This window comes from Nocardiopsis exhalans (assembly GCF_024134545.1).
In the GTDB taxonomy this organism is placed as follows: domain Bacteria; phylum Actinomycetota; class Actinomycetes; order Streptosporangiales; family Streptosporangiaceae; genus Nocardiopsis; species Nocardiopsis exhalans.
In genome coordinates, this window is sequence record NZ_CP099837.1 from 6,065,710 (window position 1) to 6,085,175 (window position 19,466).

A 19,466-nucleotide genomic window follows, 5' to 3' on the forward strand; every position below is an offset into this window, starting at 1 on the left:
GTTACGGGACTCGCTGAGTGATGCCGCACGCGCGGCATTGTTGAATTCGGGAACCAGGGGCACGGTTCCACTCGTGCGGTGGGCATCCCGGCCCTGACGGAGGTCGGCCCCTACGAGGAAGCGGCAGGTGATCCCCCAGACGAGAGGCAGGGATTTGGGGGCGGCGGGGCCGCGTCAACCGTGCGAGATCAGCGAACATGCGAACCGGAGCAGTCATATCCGCCCCAGGAGTTCGCCGGTGAGCCAGCGGGCGAGGGGTTCTTCCCCACCCTCACGGCCGATCGGAGCAGTACGACCGCCCCCGTCAACCACCGAGACCCACAAGCCTTCGGAGAGCCGAACCACGATACAACGCCCTCCGTGCTCTGCCCGAACCTCGCCCGTCTGCTCTCCGTCCATGGCCGCCACACCCCGCCGACGGATTGCGGAGTGCAACGCGAGAACAGCCCTGTCTGTCGTGTCCGTCGCGAATGCGGTCGCCACGTGAAGCCTCCCGAAGCCGAAGGGTACTGAGGACACTTCGTAGTGTTGCTTTCCGGAACACACCAGGTAAAGGAGCTTGTGTATCCTCCGGAGCCTTTCCGTCTGCTTCGGAATTCTTCGGAACCGCTCCGAAACTGTCCGCTGTGTGATCTGCTGGAGCTATGCCCCCCGTGCCGAAGCAAGTTCTCCTGCGATACGGACGCGAGGTCGCGCGCCTGCGCTCCGAGGCGGAGTTAACACAGACCTCGCTCGCCACCCGTGTCCAAAGCAGCAAGAGCCAGATATCAGACGTTGAATGCGGAAAAGCCCTTCCGTCCGCGAAGCTGCGCAAAGCCCTCGACGAAGCGATCGGGTTCGGCAGACTCGCCCGTTTATGGGAAGACCTCACCGGCAGCGGGCGGGCGCCGTGGCTCTCGGAGATCGCTACCGCGATCCAGGACGCCCAAGCGGTCTGGGAGTACCAAGCACTGGCCTTCCCCAGCTACCTACAGACCGAGGCGTACGCGCGTGCTCTGGTGTCCGCGTCCGCCCCGTGGCTCTCCCCGGACGAACTCTCGAAAAGCGTTGACGAGCGGATAACCCGGGCGACCCACTTCGTGGACGCACTTCGTCCGCTGCTGTGGCTGGTCCTGGACCAATCCCTCTTGAGCCGAAGGTACGGGGGCGTGATCACAGTACGTGAACAACTCTCCCACCTCGCAGACCTTGCGGAGCGGCAGCGGATTACCCTACAGATCATGCCCGCTGATCACCCCAGGCACCCCGGCAACTCCGGATCGTTCCGTGTGATCACCTTGCAGGACTCAACAGAGCTTGCCTACGTCGAAAGCGCCGAAGAGGGACGCATCCTGACCAGCGCAACCGTGGTCGCCCGACGCCGCATGCTCTTCGGGAGCCTGCAAGGCTTGGCATGGGACCCGGAGAGCTCCCTTCGGGCAGTCCGCGACGAAGTGAAGAGGTTGGACAGTGCAGGCTGAATGGCACAAGAGTTCCTACAGCGGCGGGACGAACGATTGCGTTGAGGCCCGCGAGTCCGCCCACGGTGCGGACGTGCGCGATACGCAGCACCGGGAAGCGGGTCACCTGTCGTTCCCCACCGCGGAATGGACGGCTCTCGTCGGGGACCTCCGGACGAACCGTTAGACACCTCCGCACCGCCGGGTACCGGGACTGCCCCCTCGGGCCCGGCGAGATCAGGCGCGCCCAGCCCGCCAGCGCGATCGAAACCAACACCGGTCCGAGGGCAGGGCCCAGGCGCCTTTTGCACTCCCCCTCCTCCGTGATCTTGCTACCAGAAGCGAAATCGGCGCCGAAATTGCTTCTGGTAGCAAGATCTACTGGTCCACCATGGTGGGTGTCGGGAGGGTTTCGACGGGAGCCGCCCGACAGCGGGGCTGGGGTGACTCAAGCAAGATCTGTCCCACGTGGACCTTGTCGTGACCTGTCCACCAGCGCTCGCAGGCCAAGGCCCTGGCCGCGGGAGTGACCTTATAGAAGCCTGTGCAGCCGATAACTCACAGTAGATCTGTCCCCCGGGCCAGGGCCCTGGTAGTCGTCCCGTTCCTGACCAAGAGGAAGCAGGACACCACCATGGTGACAGTGGGTATCGACCCGCACAAGGACATGCACCAAGCCGTCGCGCTGGCCCAGGACGGCACCCGCCTGGGCAGGGCCAAGAAGGTCCAGACGGGCCCCGAGGCCCTGGGCCAGCTCTTGACCTGGATCCGCGCCCTGGCCGGAAACGGCCCGGTGCTGTGGGCCATCGAGGGCGGCCCCGGGCTGGGCCGGGCCATCGCTGACGCCCTGCTGGGAGCGGGCCAGGAAGTGGTGTGGGTGCCGCCGCGCGCCATGGCCGCCCACCGCAAGCTGAGCGGGCCGGTGGGCGCCAAGTCCGACGTGATCGACGCGGTGGCCATCGCGCGTGCGGCCCTGGCCACCCTGACCTGGCCCGCCACCGGATCGACCCGCAGGTGCGGCAGGTGCGTGCGCTGGTGGGCCTGCGCCAGAATCTGACCGATCAGCGTGTGGCCCTGACCAACCGGGTGCTGGCGGCGGTGCACATCGAGTTGGACCACCGCCTGGGCAAGGGGGCGTTGAAAACCCGGGCCAAGGTGGGTCGGGTGCGTGCTCTGGTGGAGGGGGCCGAGCTGGACGAGGTGGCGCGGTGGGTGCTGCTGGAGCAGCTGGAGGAGATCCACACCCTGTTCGTGCGTGTTGTTGAGGTGGAGCGGCGTCTCAAGGAGCTGGTGGAGCCGTTGGCGCCGAACTTGTTGGGGATTCGTGGTGTGGGTGTGGTCTGGGCTGCGGTGTTGCTCTCGCAGGTGGGGGATGTGTCGCGGTTTGCGACCTCGGCGAAGATGGCGCGGTGGGCGGGGAGCGCGCCGATTCCGGTGTTTTCCTCGGGGCGGGATCGGCATCGGTTGCACCGGGGTGGGAACCGGCAGGTGAACCGGGCGTTGCACTCGATCGGGGTGGTTCAGGTCCGGTTGGGTGAGCCGGCTCGGGAGTTCGTGCGTTCCCGGGAGGAGGCCAAGGGCACCAAGGGTGCGTATCGGGCTTTGAAGCGGCATTTGGCGGATGTGGTGTATCGGGCGATGGTCGCTGATCAAGTGGTGAGAGGGCGGGCTGAGGTCTCTCTTCAGCCCGCCACTTGACATAGAAGCGTCACGGGGGAGGTGCGGGTTGATTGCCCTCAGGCGGCCTTTCGTCTGTGCGGGCCACTCCAGCGGGCAGGGCCCAGGGCCCTGATGGGTCTCCGGGAGATCGACTAGTGTGTCTGGCACCACAAATCAACCAGATGGCAGGTTTCGTGCCGGTCGCCGTGCACCACCGTGCACCACGGTGACCGGGTCCCGCGAGAGCGGGAGAACGCGTGCCGGAACCGCTGTCTCGGAGCCCTCGCGGTCTTCCCGATCTTCCCGGCCTTCCCGGCCGCCAAGGGATCCCTGCGAGACGAACTGGTGACGACCTGCGAGGAGGGCCACCCGTGACGGACAGAGAGCGCGCCCGACAGCACCTGAGCCAGAACCCCCGGACGAGCAAGGGGGAGCGCACCCGGCAGCGCATCATCGACTCCGCCACGGAGCTGTTCTCCCGATCCGGCTATCGGGCGGTGTCCCTACGCGACATCGCCTCGCACGCCGGGATCACCCACGCCGGGGTGCTCCACCACTTCCCCAACAAGGAAGCCACCCTCATACACGTGCTGAGCAAGCGCGACGCCGTTGACGCACCCCTGGTTCTGGACGAGGGGATCAGTCACCGGGAACTCATCGACAACATCGTGAAGATCGTCGAGCGCAACACGGGCACCCCTGGCCTGGTCGCGCTCTACGTCAACCTGTCGGCCGAGGCCACCGACCCCTCGCACCCCGCGCACGAGTACTTCTTCGGCCGCTACCAGATCCTGCGCGAACTCCTCGTTCCAGCGTTCGCCGAGCTCCTCGGGGGCCGAGCGCACCCCACCCCCGAGGTGGCCGCCCAGCAGTTCCTGGCGCTCCAGGACGGGCTCCAGGTCCAGTGGCTCCTGGACCCGGGCACCGTGGACATGCGCGGCGCGGTCGTCTCCTTCCTGCGCACGCTCGGCATCGCCGTTCCGGACGATCCCGCTGGCCCCGCTGGCCCCGCTGGCCCCGCTGGCCCCGCTGGCCCCGCTGCCCCGGCAAGATCCACCGGCACCGACTCCACGGGTGACACCGACCCCACCTGAGAAAGGCCCCGATGAGCAACGCCCCCCATCTCGACCTGGCCGCGAAAGCCTCAGTCACCTCCGGCTCCGACACCTGGCACAGCACCGGCGTGGAGGGCGTGCTGCGCCCCCTCCACCTGTCCGACGGCCCGCACGGCCTGCGGCAGCAGCCCGAGGACGGCGACCACCTCGGCCTCGGCAGCAGTGTTCCGGCCACCTGCTTCCCGCCCGCCGTCGGGCTGGGCTCCACCTGGAACCCGGACCTCGTGCGCAGGGTCGGCCGGGCCCTGGGTGCGGAGGCCGCCTCGCTGGGCGTGGACGTCGTCCTGGGCCCGGGCATGAACATCAAGCGCTCGCCCCTGTGCGGCCGCAACTTCGAGTACGTCTCCGAGGACCCCCACGTCACCGCGCGGATCGCCGCGGCACTGGTGGAGGGCATCCAGGCCGAGGGGGTCGGCGCGTGCGTCAAACACTTCGCCGCCAACAACCAGGAGACCGACCGGCACCGGGTCAGCGCCGAGGTGGACGAGCGCACGCTGCGCGAGATCTACCTCGCCGCCTTCGAGGAGGTCGTCCGCAGCACCGGACCCGCCATGGTGATGAGCTCCTACAACCGGCTCAACGGTGTGTACACGAGCCAGGACCCGTGGCTGCTGACGGACCTGCTGCGCGGGGAGTGGGGGTTCGAGGGTGTGGTGGTCTCGGACTGGGGCGCGGTGGTCGACCGGGTCGCGGCGGTACGCGCCGGGCTCGACCTGGAGATGCCGCCGAGCCAGACCGACCACCTCATCGTCGAGGCCGTGGAGAGGGGCGAACTCGACGAGTCCGTGCTGGACACCGTGGTGGAACGGTTCGAGCGGGTGCAGGAGCGGGTCTCCACCGACACCTCACGTCCGCTGGAACACGAGGCCAACGACGCCCTGGCGCGGGAGGCCGCCCGTGAGGCGCTGGTCCTGCTGAAGAACGACGGCGGCGCGCTGCCGCTGGCCGCGGGCCGCTCCTTGGCGGTGGTCGGCGAGTTCGCCCGCACCCCGCGCTACCAGGGCGGCGGTTCCTCACGAGTGATGCCGACCAAGGTGCACAGTGCGCTGGAGGAGTTCGGCGCGGCGGTTGAGGCGGGTTCTGTGAAGAGTGTGCGGTTCGCCGCCGGCTTCACCCTGGGCGGGGCGGACGACCCGACACTGGTCGAGGACGCCGTGGCGGCCGCCCGCGAAGCGGACACGACCGTGCTCTTCCTGGGGCTGCCCGACTCCGCCGAGTCCGAGGGCTACGACCGGACCACGATCAGCCTGCCCGCACCCCAGCTGGGGCTGCTCGCCAAGGTACGCGAGGTCAGTGACCAGGTGGTGGTCGTGCTGTCCAACGGCGGTGTGGTCTCCGTGGCCGAGTGGCAGGAGCAGGCGGACGCCGTACTGGAGGGCTGGCTGCTGGGCCAGGCCGGCGGGGCGGCCGTCGTCGACGTCCTGACCGGTGCGGTCTCGCCGTCCGGCCGACTCACCGAGACCGTCCCCGTCCGGCTGAGCGACCACGCCACCTACCTGAACTTCCCGGGCGGGAACGGCGTGGTCCGCCACGGCGAAGGTGTGTTCGTCGGCTACCGCCACTTCGACACCCTGGACGTGCCGGTCGCCTACCCCTTCGGGTACGGGCTCACCTACACCAGCTTCGCCTACTCCGGGCTGGACGTATCCCCCAGCGGGGAGCCGGACGGGGAGGACGCGTGGACGGCGTCGTTCACCGTCACCAACACCGGCGACCGGGCCGGGCAGGAGGTCGCCCAGCTGTACACGGGGGTCGAGCAGGACTACCCGACCCGCCCGGTACGGGAGCTGCGCGGGTTCACGAAGGTGGCACTGGAGCCGGGCGAGAGCGTACGGGTCGAGCTCCCGCTCACCGGACGCGACCTGTCCGTGTGGGACTCCCGGGACGGGCGCTGGTCCCTGGCCGCGGGCACCTACACCGTCTCCGTGGGCGCCTCCTCCCGGGACATCCGGCTCTCCGGCGAGATCGCCACCGAAGGTGACCGGTACGTGCGCAAGCTGACCAAGCACTGCACCATCGGTGAGTGGCGTGCCCACCACATCGGCGGCCCGGTCATGGCAGAGCTGCTCGCCACCTTCCCCGACCTCGACGACGTGCCCGGGGAACTGCTGGAGATGGCGCGTTCCCTGCCCATCGTCAACCTGCGCTCCTTCGGTCTGGGCGTCACCGAGGAGATGCTCGACCTGCTGGTCGACGACATCGAAGCCAGGCGTCAGGCAGCCATCGAACGCGGCGAGATCACCGGCTGACCCGGGACACCCCTCACCCTCGGAGATGATCTTGCTACCAGGGGCGAGTTCGGCGCCTCGGGTTTCAGTGGCTCAGCGCTCCTGGTAGCAAGAAGCGTCACGAAGGATTCGGGGGCTACGCCCTGGTCATCGCCTTCGGCTAGCGTGGGTGGGCCGTCCACCGACGTCGTCCGGAAAGCCGCGGGAAGCCACAGCGTGTCCACGTCAGAGAAGTTCCAGAGTGTGTTCGTGGCACTGGCCGCCGTCCTCGGGCTGGGGGCCGGGCTGCTGTGGCCCATGGGCGAGGTCGCGGGCTTCCTGGTACTGCCGCTGCTGATGGTGATGCTGGCCGCGGTGTTCGCTCAGGTGGACGCCGGACAGGTGCGGGAGGCGCGCGAGGCCCGGAAGGTGGTCGCCGCCAGTCTGGTGTTGAACTTCGTGTTCACGCCCCTGTTCGCCTGGACCTTGGGGGCCGGGTTGTTGGGGGGATCCCCCGATCTTCGTATCGGGCTGCTCCTACTGCTGGTGACCCCCTGCACGGACTGGTACCTGGTGTTCACCGGACTGGCCCGCGGGCACATGGGGGCCGCGGCGGCGGTACTGCCGGTGAACCTGGTGCTCCAGTTGCTGCTGTTGCCGGTGTACGTGCTGCTGCTCGGCGGCGAGGCGGCGATGGTCGGCACCGGCACCCTGGTGGAGGCGGTTCTGCTGGTGCTGGTAGTGCCCCTGGTGATCGCCCTGCTGGTGCGTTGGGGCGCCCGCCGCTGGAAGGGCGAGCGGTGGCGGGAGCAACGTCTGATGCCGGTGCTCTCCGCCTCGGTGCTGCCACTGCTGTACACGGCGGTCTTCGCCATGTTCGCCTGGCAGGCCCGCACGGTGGTGGCACACCTGGGCGACCTGGCGGTGCTGCTGCTTCCGCTGGCCCTGTTCTTCGTGGTCATGCCGCTGGTAGCGGTGGCAACGGGCCGGGTGCTCCGGCTGCCCGCCGACCAGCGGGTGACGCTCACCATGACGTCGGTGGCCCGAAACTCCCCCGTGGCCCTGGCGATCGCCGTGGCCGCCTTCCCGGACCGTCCCCTCATCGCGGTCGCCCTGGTGACGGGCCCGCTACTGGAACTGCCGGTACTCGCGGTCCTGAGCCAGATCGTGCGCGTACGCAGGGCCGGACCGGCCGTGGAGGCACGTTCCTAGCCACCCGCTGGCCACCCCTCCCGGGGCTCTCAGCAGCCGATCTGCTCGGCGAGGGCTCCCCGGTTGCGCTGGAGCTCGTCGATGCGCGCGTCGAGTTCGGCCAGTTCACGGCGGATGGTCGCGAGCAGGTCCGGGCACATGTCCAGTTCCAGGGGTTCGGACTCGTCACCGGTCGCGCACGGCAGGACCGAGGAGATGGTCCGGGTGGTCAGCCCCATGTCCAGCAGGGCACGGATGTGCCGGACCGTGCGCGGAGTGTCCTGCCCGTAAGTGCGGTACCCGTTGGCGGACCGTGAGGACTCCAACAACCCCTGGTCCTCGTAGTAGCGCAGCAGCCTGCGGCTCACTCCGGTGCGCTCCGAAAGCTCCCCGATCAGCATGGGTGACCCGCCTCACTCTTGACCCTCACACTGGTGTCACTGCCTACCGTCGCCGCATGGTTGAACACTTCTCCCACACAGTCAAGGGTTCCGGTCCCGGCCTGCTGCTCGCGCACGGCGGCGGTGGCGGGGCCGAGGCCAACTTCGGTCCGCTGATGGACGATCTGGCCTCGACGCACACGATAGTCGCCCCGGATCTTCCCGGTTCGGGCGCCACCCCGCGCAGCACGGTCCCGCTGGACCTGGACGCGGTGGCCGACAGCATGGTCGCCGCTGCCGTGGGCGCGGGCGCGGAACGGTTCACGATCCTGGGGTACTCGCTGGGGACGGCGGTCGCGGTGCGCGCCGCGACCCGGCACCCCGACCGGGTCACGGGGCTGGTCCTGACCGCCGGGTTCGCCCGGATGGACAACCGGATGCGGTTGGCGACCAGGGTCTGGCGGGAGCTGCTGGACGGCGACCGCGAGCTGCTCGCCCGGTTCCTCACCCTGGTGGCCGCCGGTGATCCGGCGCTGGAGGCGATGTCTCCGGGTGAGTTGGAGGAATCGGTGGCGTGGTTGGCGGGCTTCGTCCCCGAGGGCACCCCCGAGCAGGTGGACCTGGTGATCGCCTCGGACACCACCGGAGAGCTGGCCGACATCTCCGTGCCCACACTGGTGGTGGCCGCCGCCCTGGACCGGTTGGCCTCCCCCGAACTCTCACGCGAGCTGGCCGCGGGCATCCCGGGCGCCGAACTGGTGGAGGTGGAGTCCGGGCACCTGGTCGCCGCCGAGGCGCCGGAGGCCTGGCGGGCGGCGGTCCGGGACTTCCTGGACCGGCACGGCTGATCGTCCGGCACACCCGGTAGCCCAGGACGCGCTCCGCGCCGGACTCCAGCGCGGACCCCTGGCCCTCGTCGTCGGAGGAGGCGGCGAGGGCCCCAGGGGGCTTCTCTCCCTGCTCGGTTGAGCGGCGCTGCTCAGCGGCAGGCCCCGGACGGGTGGTCCCTGGCCGGAACGGGTAACGGGCAAGCGTGGGTCGCATCGCCGCGAACCGCGCCCTCCTCACCCCCCCCGGGAGCCCTCGTGAAGCTGTACGCCGACACCCCCGTCCGCGCCTGCCTTCAGCTCGTGTCCGATCTCCTCGCGCTCGTGTGGGTGGTCGTGTGGATCTCCGCCGCGCTGTCCCTGCGTGAGGCCCTCCTGAGCCTGAACCGCCCCGGCGAGCTCATGACCAGCACCGGCGAGGGCTTCACCGAGCACATGAACACCGCGGCCGAGAACGTCCGGCAGGTCCCCCTCGCCGGTGACGCCCTGGCCTCGCCCTTCACCGACCTGGGTGAGACCGGTGAGTCCCTCACCGCCGCGGGCGACTCCTTCCAGGAGACCGTGTCCTCGCTCGCCCTCACCCTCCCGCTGCTGGTGGTCCTCCTACCGCTGCTCCTGCTCGCCACCACGTGGCTGCCCGTGCGTGCGCGCTGGATCAGCCGCGCGACCGGCACGAAACAGCTCATCGGCCTCACCCCCGAGGCGCGGACCCGACTGCTCGCACTGCGCGCCCTCTCCCTTGCCTCCCCCGCCCAACTCATGGCGGTGCACGAGGACCCCGCCGGGGCCTGGCAGGAGAACGACCCCGACACGGTGACGGAACTGGCCGCGCTGGAACTGCGGCGGCTGGGTCTGCGCACGGAGCCGATCGCCGAGAGGAAAATCCTGGAGCCCTCCTGACCGCCGAGGGCCGGGAGGCCGACCGGTTCAGTCGACCCGGATGATCCCCCGCTGTAGCGCCGTGGTGATGGCGGCGGTGCGGTTGTCCACCCCGAGCTTGTCGAACACGTGCACGAGGTGGGTCTTGACCGTCGCCTCGCTGATGAACAGCTCTCGGGAGATCGCCCGGTTGGACAGCCCTTTGGCCAGCAGTCCGAGGATCTCCAGCTCACGCCCGCTCAGTGCGGGGCGAGGAGAGCGGAGCCGGTCCATGAGGCGGTTCGCGACGCCGGGGGCCAGCACCGTCTGGCCGCGTGCCGCCGCGTGCACGGCCTCGCACAGCTGCTCCGGCGGCGCGTCCTTGAGCATGTAGCCGGTGGCCCCGGCCTCGACCGCGGCGAGGATGTCGGCGTCGGTGTCGTAGGTGGTGAGGACGAGGACCGGTGGCGGGGAGTCGAGCTCGGTGATGTGACGGATCGCGGTGACCCCGTCCATGCCCGTGCCCATCCGCAGATCCATGAGCACGATGTCGACCTCCGTCTCCCGCGTTCCGTTACTGACCGTGCCGACCGTGCCAGCGGTACCGGTGAGCACGTCCAGGGCGGCCCGGCCGTCGGCCGCCTCCGCAACCACGTCCATGTCGGGGCGCTCGGCGAACATCGCCTTGAGCCCGTGGCGCACGACCGGGTGGTCGTCCACCAGCAGGATGCGCAGCCGCGGCTCCCGGGGGAAGGGGCGGTCCGTCGGTTCGGTCATGGGGACTCCTCATGGGTCAGGGGCAGCCGGACAGCCACGGCGGTGCCCTCGCCCGGGGCGGACTCCACCTCCAGGTCCCCGCCCAGAGCGGTCACGCGCTCCCGGAGCGCGGCGATCCCGTAGCCGGTACCGTCCGCGCGGGTGCGCGGCGCCTCCGGATCGAAGCCCTCCCCGTCGTCGTACACGTCCAGGGTGACCTCCTGCCCCAGGTAGCCGAGGGTGACCACCGCGGTGCCGGCATGAGCGTGCGCGCTGACGTTGGCCAGGCTGGCCTGGGCGGCACGCAACAGCGCGACCTCGTAGCCGGAGGGGAGTTCGGTGGGGGTGCCGTCGGTGCGGAACCGGCAGTCGATCCCGTCGGTGCGGCTGACCCGTTCGCAGAGGCGGATCAGCGCCTCGGGCAGGTTGGCGCCGGTCAGCGAGGGCGGGGCCAGGTCCCGAACGAACCTGCGCGCCTCGGCGAGGTTCGTGGAAGCGCTCTCCCGGGCCTCGGCGATGCGGGTGGCCGCCAGATCGGTGTCCTGAGGGAGGGCGCTCTCCGCCGCGCGGAGGAGCAGGACGATGCTGGACAGGCCCTGTGCGAGGGTGTCGTGGATCTCCCGGGACAGGCGTTCCCGTTCGTCGAGGACACCCGTGCGGCGCTGGGCGGCGGAGAGTTCGTCGCGGGTGCGGGTGAGGGTGTCGATGAGTTCCCGGCGCCGCTCGCTCTCCCGGTGCAGGGCCATGTACCCGGCGGCGATCGCCACCGCGAACACGGCCCCCAGCACCGGCCCCAGGACCATGCCGGCGGTGAGGTCCCCACTGTGCAGGGCCTGGCCGAGAACCACGGAGGCGGTGATGACCACGACCGCCACCACCGAGTGGAGCCCTCTCAGCAGGTGCAGGTGGAGGAAGTACAACGGGAAGGCCAACCACACGAAGTCCGACCCCGCCAGGACGAGCAGCGCCCACAGGAGGGTGACCGCCGCGAGCCAGACGAGGGAGCGGGTTCGGTGCACGTCGTGCCGGGCGACCAGCGCACCTGCGCAGTAGACCGCTCCGAGCAGCACGGCTCCGCAGACGACCGCCACGTGTGTCCACTGCGGGTGGGCCGGGTCGGTGCCGGGGTGGGTGAGCAGATATCGGAGGGTGCCGACCCCGAGCAGGAACAGGAAGCAGGCGTGCAGGAGCAGACGCAGCACCCGGAGCACCGTCGTCACCCCGGGCAGTTCGGGAGCCCACACCCTGCTGTACCGCATCAGTGCAGCGTACGACGACCAGGAGGGGTGGGGCATCCATCGTTCGGTTGAGTCCGCGCTCCACCTGGACGCCCCGGAGGGCGCTCCGTTCACCCGATGCCGATGATCTTGGTCCGGACGAGGCTGGAAGCACGAACCCACCGAGTGTTTCCAGGAAGGAGGGCCGCCGTGTTCGTCGCCCTTCGTGATATCCGCTTCGCCAAGGGGCGGTTCGCGCTGATGGGCTCCGTCGTCGCCCTCATCACCCTGCTGATCGTCCTGTTGTCCGGGCTGACCGCGGGTTTGGCGGACCAGTCCACCTCAGCGGTGCGGAACCTGCCCGCGGACCGCATCGCCTTCGGGACGTCCGGGGACGGCGCCCCGGAGGAGTCCTACGCCGACAGCACCGTCACCCGGGCCCAGCTCGACGTCTGGACCGGCGCCGAGGGGGTGGAGTGGGCCGAGCCGGTCGGCATCACCCAGAGCCGGGTCGAGCTGGCGGACGGTAACGGCACCGCCGCCGCGCTGTTCGGGGTGGTGTCCGGCGGCCGATTGGCACTGCAAGGACTGGAGCCCGAGGGCGGTCTGGTGGTCAGCGAGGTGATCGCCGAGGACTTCGGGATCGTTACCGGCGACACCGTGGCCGTCGCCGGTACCGAGCTGACCGTCAGCGCGGTGGCTCCCACCGAGCACTACAGCCACACCCCCGCCGTGTGGACCGATATCGAGGTCTGGCAGGACATCGACCCCCGGGTACGGCACGCGGAGGGGGACGACGCGCCGATCGCCAACGTGATCGCTTCGCGGATCGACTCCCAGGCGAGTCCGGAGGCCGTGGCCGGGGCCGAGGGCGGTGCGGTGGACGGGGAGGCCGACACGGTGTCCACCACGCTGTCCGGCAGCCTCCAGGCGATCGGTTCGTTCTCCTCCGAGAACAGTTCCCTGGTCACCATGCAGGGTTTCCTGTACGCGATCTCCGCGCTGGTCATCGGCGCGTTCCTGACCGTGTGGACGATCCAGCGCAGTGGTGACATCGCGATTCTCAAGGCTCTGGGCGGATCCACCCGCTACCTGCTGCGCGATGCCCTGGCCCAGGCCCTGATCGTGCTGCTCCTCGGCACCGCGGTGGGCGGCGCCGCGGGGGTGGGGTTGGGTGCCCTGGCCGCTTCGGTCCTGCCCTTCGCGCTGACCCCGGCCACCACACTCGGCCCGGTCGCCGCCATGGTCGTGCTGGGCATGCTCGGCGCCGTCCTGGCCGTCCGCCGTATCACCTCCGTTGACCCGTTGACCGCCCTGGGAGGCGTCCGATGAGCCTGGAACTGAGCAACGTGACCCTGACCTACCCCGACGGGGACGGGGTGGTCACCGCCCTGGACCGCGTGTCGGTGCGGGTGGCCCCCGGTGAGCTGGCCGCGGTGGTCGGCCCCTCCGGTTCGGGTAAATCGAGCCTGCTGGCGGTGGCCGCGACCCTCATCCGGCCGGACTCCGGCCGGGTGACGGTCGGCGGGGCCCAGACTCTGGGGCTGCGGCCCCGGGAGATGGCCGAACTGCGCCTGACCGAGGTGGGGATCGTCTTCCAGCAGCCGAACCTGATCAGCTCGCTGACCGCCGTGGAACAGCTGATGGTCACCGATCACATGCGTGCGCGTTCCCCGCGCGAGGCACGGACGTCGGCGATGGAGACCCTGGCCGCGGTGGGCTTGTCCGGTAAGGAGCACCGGCGCCCGCACCAGTTGTCCGGCGGTGAGCGCCAGCGGGTGAACATCGCCCGCGCGCTGTCGGGGCGCCCGAGCGCGCTGTTGGTGGACGAGCCGACCGCCGCGCTGGACCACGAACGGGGTGCGCGGATCATGGAACTGCTGGGTGAGGCGACCAGGACGTTCGACGTGGCGACCCTGCTGGTCACCCACGACACCGAGTACCTGGGCTCGGCCGAGCAGGTGCTGGAGATGCGCGACGGCCGCCTGAGCGTCCTGGCCGCGGACGGATTCCGAACGGCCTGACAGCGGGAGCGTCCGAAGGCTCGGGCCCGGAGGGACTTCTACGCTGGAGGCCAGTCGACACCCCTGGAGGCGGTCCCATGTGCCGGTCCGAGCGGTCGGAGTCCGATGTCCCAGCCCGAGAAGTGGGGGGCCGGGGCCAGGATCGGGAAGAGGGCGGAGGCCGGGAAGGGGAGAAGGCCCCGCGGGAACGGCGGGGTGCCCGGCTCCGGGGCGGGCAGAACCGTTCCGACCAGTCCTTCCCCGACGCTGCGGGGCCGGCCCCGGAGGAACGCTAGAGCCGGGCTCCGGAGCGACCGGCGGCTAGGGCACCTGGTACTCGGTGTCCCTGGCGTCGGTAATCGCCATGTGGCCGGGCGCGTGGCCGATGGCGAACTCGGGGGCGGAGGCCATCACCGCGGCCTGCGGGGTCACCCCGCAGGCCCAGAACACCGGTACTTCGCCCTTCCTGACCTGGACCGGGTCACCGTAGTCGGGCCGGCCCAGGTTCCCGATGCCCAGAGCCGCCGGGTCTCCGACGTGGACCGGCGCGCCGTGCACCGCCGGGTAGCGGGAGGTGATCCGGACGGCGTCCGCGACCTGCCCGGCCGGGATCGGGCGCATGGACACCACGAGCGGCCCGGAGAAGCGTCCGGCAGGCCGGCAGGCCCGATCGGTCTCGTACATGGCGGCGTTGGTTCCGGCCTCGATGTGGCGGACCGGCACCCCGGCCTCCAGCAGCGGGGCCTCGAAGGTGAAGCTGCACCCGATGAGGAAGGAGACCAGGTCGTCCCGCCACAGGTCAGTGACGTCGGTGGGCTCCTCGACGAGCCTCCCGTCGCGGTACACCCGGTAGGCGGGCAGGTCCGTGCGCAGGTCCCCGTCGAACACCGAGGCCGACACCTCTCCCGGCTCGGTCACGTCCAGCACCGGGCAGGCCTTGGGATTGCGCTGGGCGAAGAGCAGGAAGTCGAAGGCGAGGTCCCGTGGCAGGGAGATCAGGTTGGCCTGCGCGTATCCGGGGCTGTACCCGGAGGTGGGTACGCGCAGGCCGTCACGGAACAGGGCTCGGGCCCGGCTGGGCGAGAGTTCGGCGGGGTTCATCGGTTTCTCCTACACTCCTGGCCACAGAACGAAGCGGATCCGTGTTCCCGGGCGGGCCTGGGCGGCCTTGGGCAGGTCGGCGGAGCGCACCACCGCCACCACCGGGTAGCCGCCGGTCACCGGATGGTCGGCGAGGAACAGCACCGGTTCCCCGCCCGGGGGTACCTGGAGTGCCCCGGCGACCATGCCCTCGCTGGGCAGTTCGCCCTCGCGTGCCCTCTCCAGGGTCGGCCCGGCCAGTCGGGCGCCCACCCGGTCACTGCGGGAGGTCACCTCGTAGTCGCCGGACAGCAGTGCCTCGAGGGCCCGCTCGGTGAACCAGTCCTCACGCGGGCCGAGCTCGACCCGCAGTTCCACCCGGCCCCCACCCACCGCCCGGACCGGGACGTGGTCCAGGTGCGGAAAGGTCGAGGGGGCCGGACCTACCGGGAGTACGTCCCCCGCCCGGGGGACGGCGGGCCCGAGACCGGCGAGCACGTCGGTACTGCGTGAGCCCAACACGGGAGGCACCGCCACTCCCCCGCGTACGGCCAGGTAGGAGCGCAGACCGCGGGCGGGTGCGCCCAGGGCGAGTTCGGCTCCGTCGGGCAGGTGCAGGACCTCGTTGACCGCCGCACCGCGGCCGTTCACCCAGACCGGCGCCTCGGCTCCGGTCACCGCGACCGTGACCGCCCCGTGCGCCCGAACCCTGAGCCCGCCGAGCGTGGTCTCCAGCGCGGCGGCGCCCAGGGGGTTGGCGAGGAGGCGGTTGGCGAGAGCGTAGGAGTCGGGGTCGGCAGCGCCGGAACGCCCCACTCCCAGGGCGGCGTGTCCGAAGCGTCCCGTGTCCTGCACGGTGGTCATCGGCCCGGTCGCCAGGACCTCCAGGGCCGTGACCGTCCGGTCCCCTCGCCCCGGGAAGGCCTCCCCCATCGGCGAGAGCACGCTTTCACGGCGCTTGGTCTGCGGGTTCACGCGACCTCCTCGAAGCGCACGCGCACACCCGGCCGCAGCAGGCCCGGCGGGTTCCGGTCCAGGTCCCAGATCACCGCGTCGGTCCGGCCGAGCAGCTGCCACCCTCCCGGGGAGCTGCGCGGGTACACGCCGGTGAACTCCCCGGCCAGGGCGACGGAGCCCTGGGGGACACGGGTGCGGGCCTCGCCTCGGCGGGGGACGTGCAGGCGCGGGTCGTCGCCGACCATGTAGCCGAACCCGGGGGCGAACCCGCAGAACGCGACCGTCCATGTGGCCGAGGTGTGGGCGCGCACGACCTCTCGCGGGCTGAGCCCGGTGAGTCCGGCGATGTCGTCGAGGTCCTCCCCGTCGTAGTGGACGGGGATGGTGACGGTCTCTCCGGCGCTCTGGCTGATCTCGGCGGACAGTGGAATCCCGGTGACGGCCGCGGCGACCCCGGCCGGGTCGGTGCCGGGTTCCAGCCGGAGCAGGACGGTGCGGGCGGCGGGGACGACGTCGGTGACGCCGGGTAGCGGATCCGCTTCCAGGGCGGCACCCAGGGCGATGACCTGGGCGAGGTCGGCGACCTCCACCAGTACCCCGGTGTCTGCGCATTTCAGGACACGCACGAACGGCTCCAAATCAGGACGGGCTCGGTCAGGCGGAGGTGGACGGAGCAGTGGTGAACGAATCGGGGGCGGACGGGTCCGCGGTGAACGGGGCGATGGTCACGCCCTGCGCGCGAAGCAGGTCGGCCACGGCGCGGGCGATGTCCACGGCGCCTGGGCTGTCACCGTGCACGCACAGGGAGTCGGCCTCGACGAGGATCTCGGTGCCGTCCACGGCCTCGATCGGTTCGCCTCGGGCGATGCGCAGGCAGCGGGCGGCGATGGCCTCGGGGTCGTGCAGGACGGAGCCTGGTTCGCGGCGTGAGACGAGGGTGCCCTGCGGGGTGTAGGCGCGGTCAGCGAAGGCCTCGCGGTAGGTGCGCAGGCCCGCTTTCTCTGCTTTCTCCAGGAAGCGTGAGCCGGGCAGGCCGAGGACGGGGAGGTCGGGGTCGAAGGCGCGGACGGCCTCGACGACCGCGGCGGCCTGGTCCTCGTGGTGGACGATCGCGTTGTACAGGGCTCCGTGCGGCTTGACGTAGCGGATGCGGTCCCCGGTCAGTGCGGTGAAGGCGGACAGGGCGCCGAGCTGGTAGAGCACTTCGTCGGTGAGTTCGGCGGGGGGCACGTCCACGAAGCGGCGACCGAACCCGGCGAGGTCCCGGTAGGCCACGTGTCCGCCGACGGCGACCCCGCGCGCGGCGGCCTCGGCTGTGGTGCGGCGCAGGACCGAGGGGTCGCCTGCGTGGAAGCCGCAGGCGACGTTGGCGCTGGTCACGATGGACAGCAGGGCCTGGTCATCGCCGAGTTCCCAGCGGCCGAAGCTCTCGCCGAGGTCGGAGTTGAGGTCGATACGCAACGTACTGCTCCTCTTTCCTGGTTCTCGTACCCGGTGGTGGTACCGGCACTCCGTTGTGCCGGTACCACCACTGTGCCGGGTGTTTCGGGGCCGTCCCGGCGGGTCTGCCGTGGCTACTGCCAGAGGGCGGCGATACCGCTCAGGGAGTTGACCGCCATGTAGGCGGTGAGCAGCCACGCCGCGACGCCGATGACGATCAGCCAGCGCGGGTAGCGGTAGCCGTCGAGCAGGGTGCGGGAGTGGCGTGCGGCCACCCACAGGAGCAGGCCCAGGCCGACCGGAAGGATCACACCGTTGAGGGCGCCCGCCATGACCAGCAGTGTGACGGGGGCCTGGCCGGAGATCAGGTAGATCGCCAGGGAGATCCCGATGAAGCCGGTGACCAGCTTGCCCTTGTGGCGTTCCAGCCACGGGGAGAACGTGGTGACGAAGGAGACGGAGGTGTAGGAGGCGCCGATCACGGAGCTGACCGCGGCCGCCCACATGATCATGCCGAACAGGCGCATGCCGACCTCTCCGGCGGCCTGGTAGAAGGCTTCGGCCGAAGGGTTGGGCGAGTCCATGATCGCTACGCCTCCCGAGACCACGCCGAGGATCGCGAGGAAGAGGAGAACCCGCATGATGCCGGTGACGATGATGCCGGTGACGGAGGTCTGGGTGATGGCGGCGATGTTCTCGCGGCCGCCCCTGCCCTGCTCGATGAGGCGGTGGGCGCCCGCGTAGGTGATGTAGCCGCCGACGGTGCCGCCGATGATGGTGATGGTGGCGAGGAAGAGGTCGCTGCTGGCCGCCTCGGGCAGCACGGACTGGCGCAGGGCCTCGCCCACCGGCGGGTTCGACACGAAGGCCACGTAGGCGGTGAGGGCGATCATGAGCACGCCGAGGACCACGAGTATGCGGTCCAGGGCCACTCCCAGGCTCTTGACGGCCAGGATGACGATCGCGACCACGGCCGAGAGGACCGCGCCGACACGCGGGTCGAGGCCGATCATGGCGTCGAGGCCCAGGCCCGTGCCGGCGATGTTGCCGATGTTGAAGACCAGGCCGCCGAAGACGATGAGGACGGCGAGCAGGTAACCGGCCCCGGGTAGCACCTTGTTGGCCAGGTCCTGGGCGCGCGTGTTCGAGACGCCGATGACCCGCCAGATGTTCAGCTGCACGGCGATGTCGACCAGGATCGAGACCAGGATCGCGAAGGCGAACGCGGCTCCGAGCTGTGCGGTGAAGGTCGTGGTCTGGGTGATGAATCCGGGGCCGACGGCGCTGGTGGCCATCAGGAACATGGCGCCGAGGAGACCGCTGCTCAGGGCTACGCGGCCGAATCGGGGGCGTACCGGCGCGGGAGCGGGTGCGGGGGGCTTGTCGCCCATGGCTTTCTCCAGTGTGGGGAGATCGAACGGTCCTGGTGACCAACATCATCGTTGGATTGTTGAACAATACTTCAATCGCGCGGGCTTGGTAAGGGGCGGGTAAGTAAAATCCCAGCGCCCCCGGTACGTAACATTGGTGGGACCACCCCGCCTGGCGCGGGCACGCACGAAGCAGTCGAAGGGGCTCACGTGACGGCGACCGAGGACCACATCGACCGGCTGCCCGCGCCCGCCCTGGCGCGGCCCACCAGCCAGGCCGAACGCGTCGCCGACCTGCTGCGCACCTTCGTCATCGACGGTGCGCTGGCCCCCGGCGTGCGCCTGTCCGAGGAGAAGCTCAGCCGCAAGTACCAGGTCTCCCGGAACACGCTGCGCGAGGCCTTCCGGCTCCTGAGCCGTGAGCGCCTGCTCGTGCACCACATGCACCGGGGGGTGTTCGTCAACCGCCCCACCAGCGAAGACGTTCGCGATCTGTTCAATGCGCGCAGGTCCCTGGAACTTCCCGCCGTGCGCGGGGCGAGCGACGCCCCGGCGGAACTGGTGCGTGCCGTGGGCGCCGCCGTCGACGAGGGCGAGCGGGCCCGGGCCGAGGAGGACTGGTGGCGGATGGGCAGCGCGAACATGCGCTTCCACGAGGCGCTCGCCGCCCTGGCGCGGAGCGAGCGGATCAACGAGTTCATGAGGCAGGTGCTGGCCGAGACCCGGCTGGTGTTCCACGTGATGGCCGCGCCCCGTGAGTTCCACGACCCCTACCTCAAGTGGAACCGGCGCATCCACCTGGCGCTGGTCGAGGGGCATGCCGAGACCGCGGCCGCCGAACTCACCGAGTACCTGGACACCTCGGAGGACCAGCTGGTCACCGCGTTCATCGAGCTGGAGCGGGGTTCCCGCACCTGAGACCGGCCCGGGGCGCGGTGGGCCGGCACCCTCTTCCGTCCGGACCCGG

At 70.4% G+C, this 19,466-nt stretch carries 20 protein-coding genes; 12 read left to right on the top strand and 8 right to left on the bottom strand.

All coding sequences use genetic code 11. The features are described from left to right. The first annotated feature begins 644 nt into the window (after positions 1-644). From NE857_RS26875 to NE857_RS26905, 7 genes are all read left to right on the top strand, one after another. Positions 645-1,460: a helix-turn-helix domain-containing protein gene (locus NE857_RS26875; RefSeq protein WP_254418178.1), complete on the top strand. Its 816-nt coding sequence runs from the start codon at positions 645-647 to the stop codon at positions 1,458-1,460. Further along, a complete protein-coding gene (locus NE857_RS26880; protein WP_254418179.1) occupies positions 1,450-1,626 on the top strand; it encodes a DUF397 domain-containing protein in 177 nt (58 codons plus the stop codon). The genes NE857_RS26875 and NE857_RS26880 overlap by 11 nt, the downstream gene beginning before the upstream one ends. 447 nt (positions 1,627-2,073) lie before the next feature. Continuing rightward, positions 2,074-2,496 (top strand): IS110 family transposase, encoded by a 423-nt coding sequence (locus NE857_RS26885; RefSeq protein ID WP_254418180.1) that lies wholly within the window; start codon positions 2,074-2,076, stop codon positions 2,494-2,496. Continuing rightward, positions 2,454-3,137: a transposase gene (locus NE857_RS26890; RefSeq protein WP_254418181.1), complete on the top strand. Its 684-nt coding sequence runs from the start codon at positions 2,454-2,456 to the stop codon at positions 3,135-3,137. The genes NE857_RS26885 and NE857_RS26890 overlap by 43 nt, the downstream gene beginning before the upstream one ends. Before the next feature lie 332 nt (positions 3,138-3,469). Beyond that, positions 3,470-4,192: a TetR/AcrR family transcriptional regulator gene (locus NE857_RS26895; RefSeq protein WP_254418182.1), complete on the top strand. Its 723-nt coding sequence runs from the start codon at positions 3,470-3,472 to the stop codon at positions 4,190-4,192. 11 nt (positions 4,193-4,203) lie between these two features. After that, positions 4,204-6,462, top strand: a complete 2,259-nt coding sequence (locus tag NE857_RS26900) for a glycoside hydrolase family 3 C-terminal domain-containing protein (RefSeq protein WP_254418183.1) — start codon at positions 4,204-4,206, stop codon at positions 6,460-6,462. 195 nt (positions 6,463-6,657) lie between these two features. After that, complete coding sequence (locus tag NE857_RS26905; protein WP_254418184.1) at positions 6,658-7,632, top strand: arsenic resistance protein; 975 nt, start codon at positions 6,658-6,660, stop codon at positions 7,630-7,632. 29 nt (positions 7,633-7,661) lie between these two features. On the opposite strand, the gene NE857_RS26910 is transcribed toward NE857_RS26905, so the two are convergent. Continuing rightward, complete coding sequence (locus NE857_RS26910) at positions 7,662-8,012, bottom strand: MerR family transcriptional regulator (protein ID WP_254418185.1); 351 nt, start codon at positions 8,010-8,012, stop codon at positions 7,662-7,664. A gap of 56 nt (positions 8,013-8,068) precedes the next feature. Here NE857_RS26910 and NE857_RS26915 point away from each other — a divergent pair, with 56 nt between their 5' ends. Next, positions 8,069-8,839: an alpha/beta fold hydrolase gene (locus NE857_RS26915; protein ID WP_301184263.1), complete on the top strand. Its 771-nt coding sequence runs from the start codon at positions 8,069-8,071 to the stop codon at positions 8,837-8,839. A gap of 237 nt (positions 8,840-9,076) precedes the next feature. Further along, positions 9,077-9,718 carry a hypothetical protein gene (locus NE857_RS26920; protein ID WP_254418186.1) on the top strand — a complete coding sequence of 214 codons (642 nt, stop codon included), beginning with the start codon at positions 9,077-9,079 and terminating at the stop codon, positions 9,716-9,718. Positions 9,719-9,745: 27 nt separating this feature from the next. On the opposite strand, the gene NE857_RS26925 is transcribed toward NE857_RS26920, so the two are convergent. Together NE857_RS26925 and NE857_RS26930 are read right to left on the bottom strand one after the other, a co-directional pair. After that, entirely contained in the window at positions 9,746-10,453 is a 708-nt protein-coding gene (locus NE857_RS26925) for a response regulator (protein ID WP_254418187.1), read from the bottom strand. Next, positions 10,450-11,691, bottom strand: a complete 1,242-nt coding sequence (locus tag NE857_RS26930) for a sensor histidine kinase (protein ID WP_254418188.1) — start codon at positions 11,689-11,691, stop codon at positions 10,450-10,452. Before NE857_RS26930 ends, NE857_RS26925 begins: the two co-directional genes overlap by 4 nt. Before the next feature lie 168 nt (positions 11,692-11,859). On the opposite strand from NE857_RS26930, the gene NE857_RS26935 reads away from it, so the two are divergent. Both NE857_RS26935 and NE857_RS26940 read left to right on the top strand, forming a co-directional pair. After that, positions 11,860-12,981: an ABC transporter permease gene (locus NE857_RS26935; protein ID WP_254418189.1), complete on the top strand. Its 1,122-nt coding sequence runs from the start codon at positions 11,860-11,862 to the stop codon at positions 12,979-12,981. Then, on the top strand, positions 12,978-13,673 hold the full coding sequence (locus NE857_RS26940) for an ABC transporter ATP-binding protein (RefSeq protein WP_254418190.1): 696 nt from the start codon (positions 12,978-12,980) through the stop codon (positions 13,671-13,673). The genes NE857_RS26935 and NE857_RS26940 overlap by 4 nt, the downstream gene beginning before the upstream one ends. A 300-nt stretch (positions 13,674-13,973) precedes the next feature. Here the strand turns inward: NE857_RS26940 and NE857_RS26945 are convergent, their stop codons facing one another. The 5 genes from NE857_RS26945 to NE857_RS26965 all read right to left on the bottom strand — a co-directional run bounded on the left by NE857_RS26945 (position 13,974) and on the right by NE857_RS26965 (position 18,520). Beyond that, positions 13,974-14,753: a putative hydro-lyase gene (locus NE857_RS26945; protein WP_254418191.1), complete on the bottom strand. Its 780-nt coding sequence runs from the start codon at positions 14,751-14,753 to the stop codon at positions 13,974-13,976. Between the two features lie 9 nt (positions 14,754-14,762). Continuing rightward, entirely contained in the window at positions 14,763-15,665 is a 903-nt protein-coding gene (locus NE857_RS26950; RefSeq protein ID WP_254422105.1) for a 5-oxoprolinase subunit C family protein, read from the bottom strand. Between the two features lie 38 nt (positions 15,666-15,703). Beyond that, entirely contained in the window at positions 15,704-16,315 is a 612-nt protein-coding gene (locus tag NE857_RS26955) for a 5-oxoprolinase subunit B family protein (RefSeq protein WP_254418192.1), read from the bottom strand. A 28-nt stretch (positions 16,316-16,343) separates the two neighbouring features. Beyond that, positions 16,344-17,150, bottom strand: a complete 807-nt coding sequence (locus tag NE857_RS26960) for a LamB/YcsF family protein (RefSeq protein WP_254418193.1) — start codon at positions 17,148-17,150, stop codon at positions 16,344-16,346. A 113-nt stretch (positions 17,151-17,263) separates the two neighbouring features. Then, on the bottom strand, positions 17,264-18,520 hold the full coding sequence (locus NE857_RS26965) for an NRAMP family divalent metal transporter (RefSeq protein ID WP_254418194.1): 1,257 nt from the start codon (positions 18,518-18,520) through the stop codon (positions 17,264-17,266). Between the two features lie 189 nt (positions 18,521-18,709). Here NE857_RS26965 and NE857_RS26970 point away from each other — a divergent pair, with 189 nt between their 5' ends. Continuing rightward, positions 18,710-19,417 carry a GntR family transcriptional regulator gene (locus tag NE857_RS26970; RefSeq protein ID WP_254418195.1) on the top strand — a complete coding sequence of 236 codons (708 nt, stop codon included), beginning with the start codon at positions 18,710-18,712 and terminating at the stop codon, positions 19,415-19,417. Positions 19,418-19,466 lie beyond the last annotated feature (49 nt).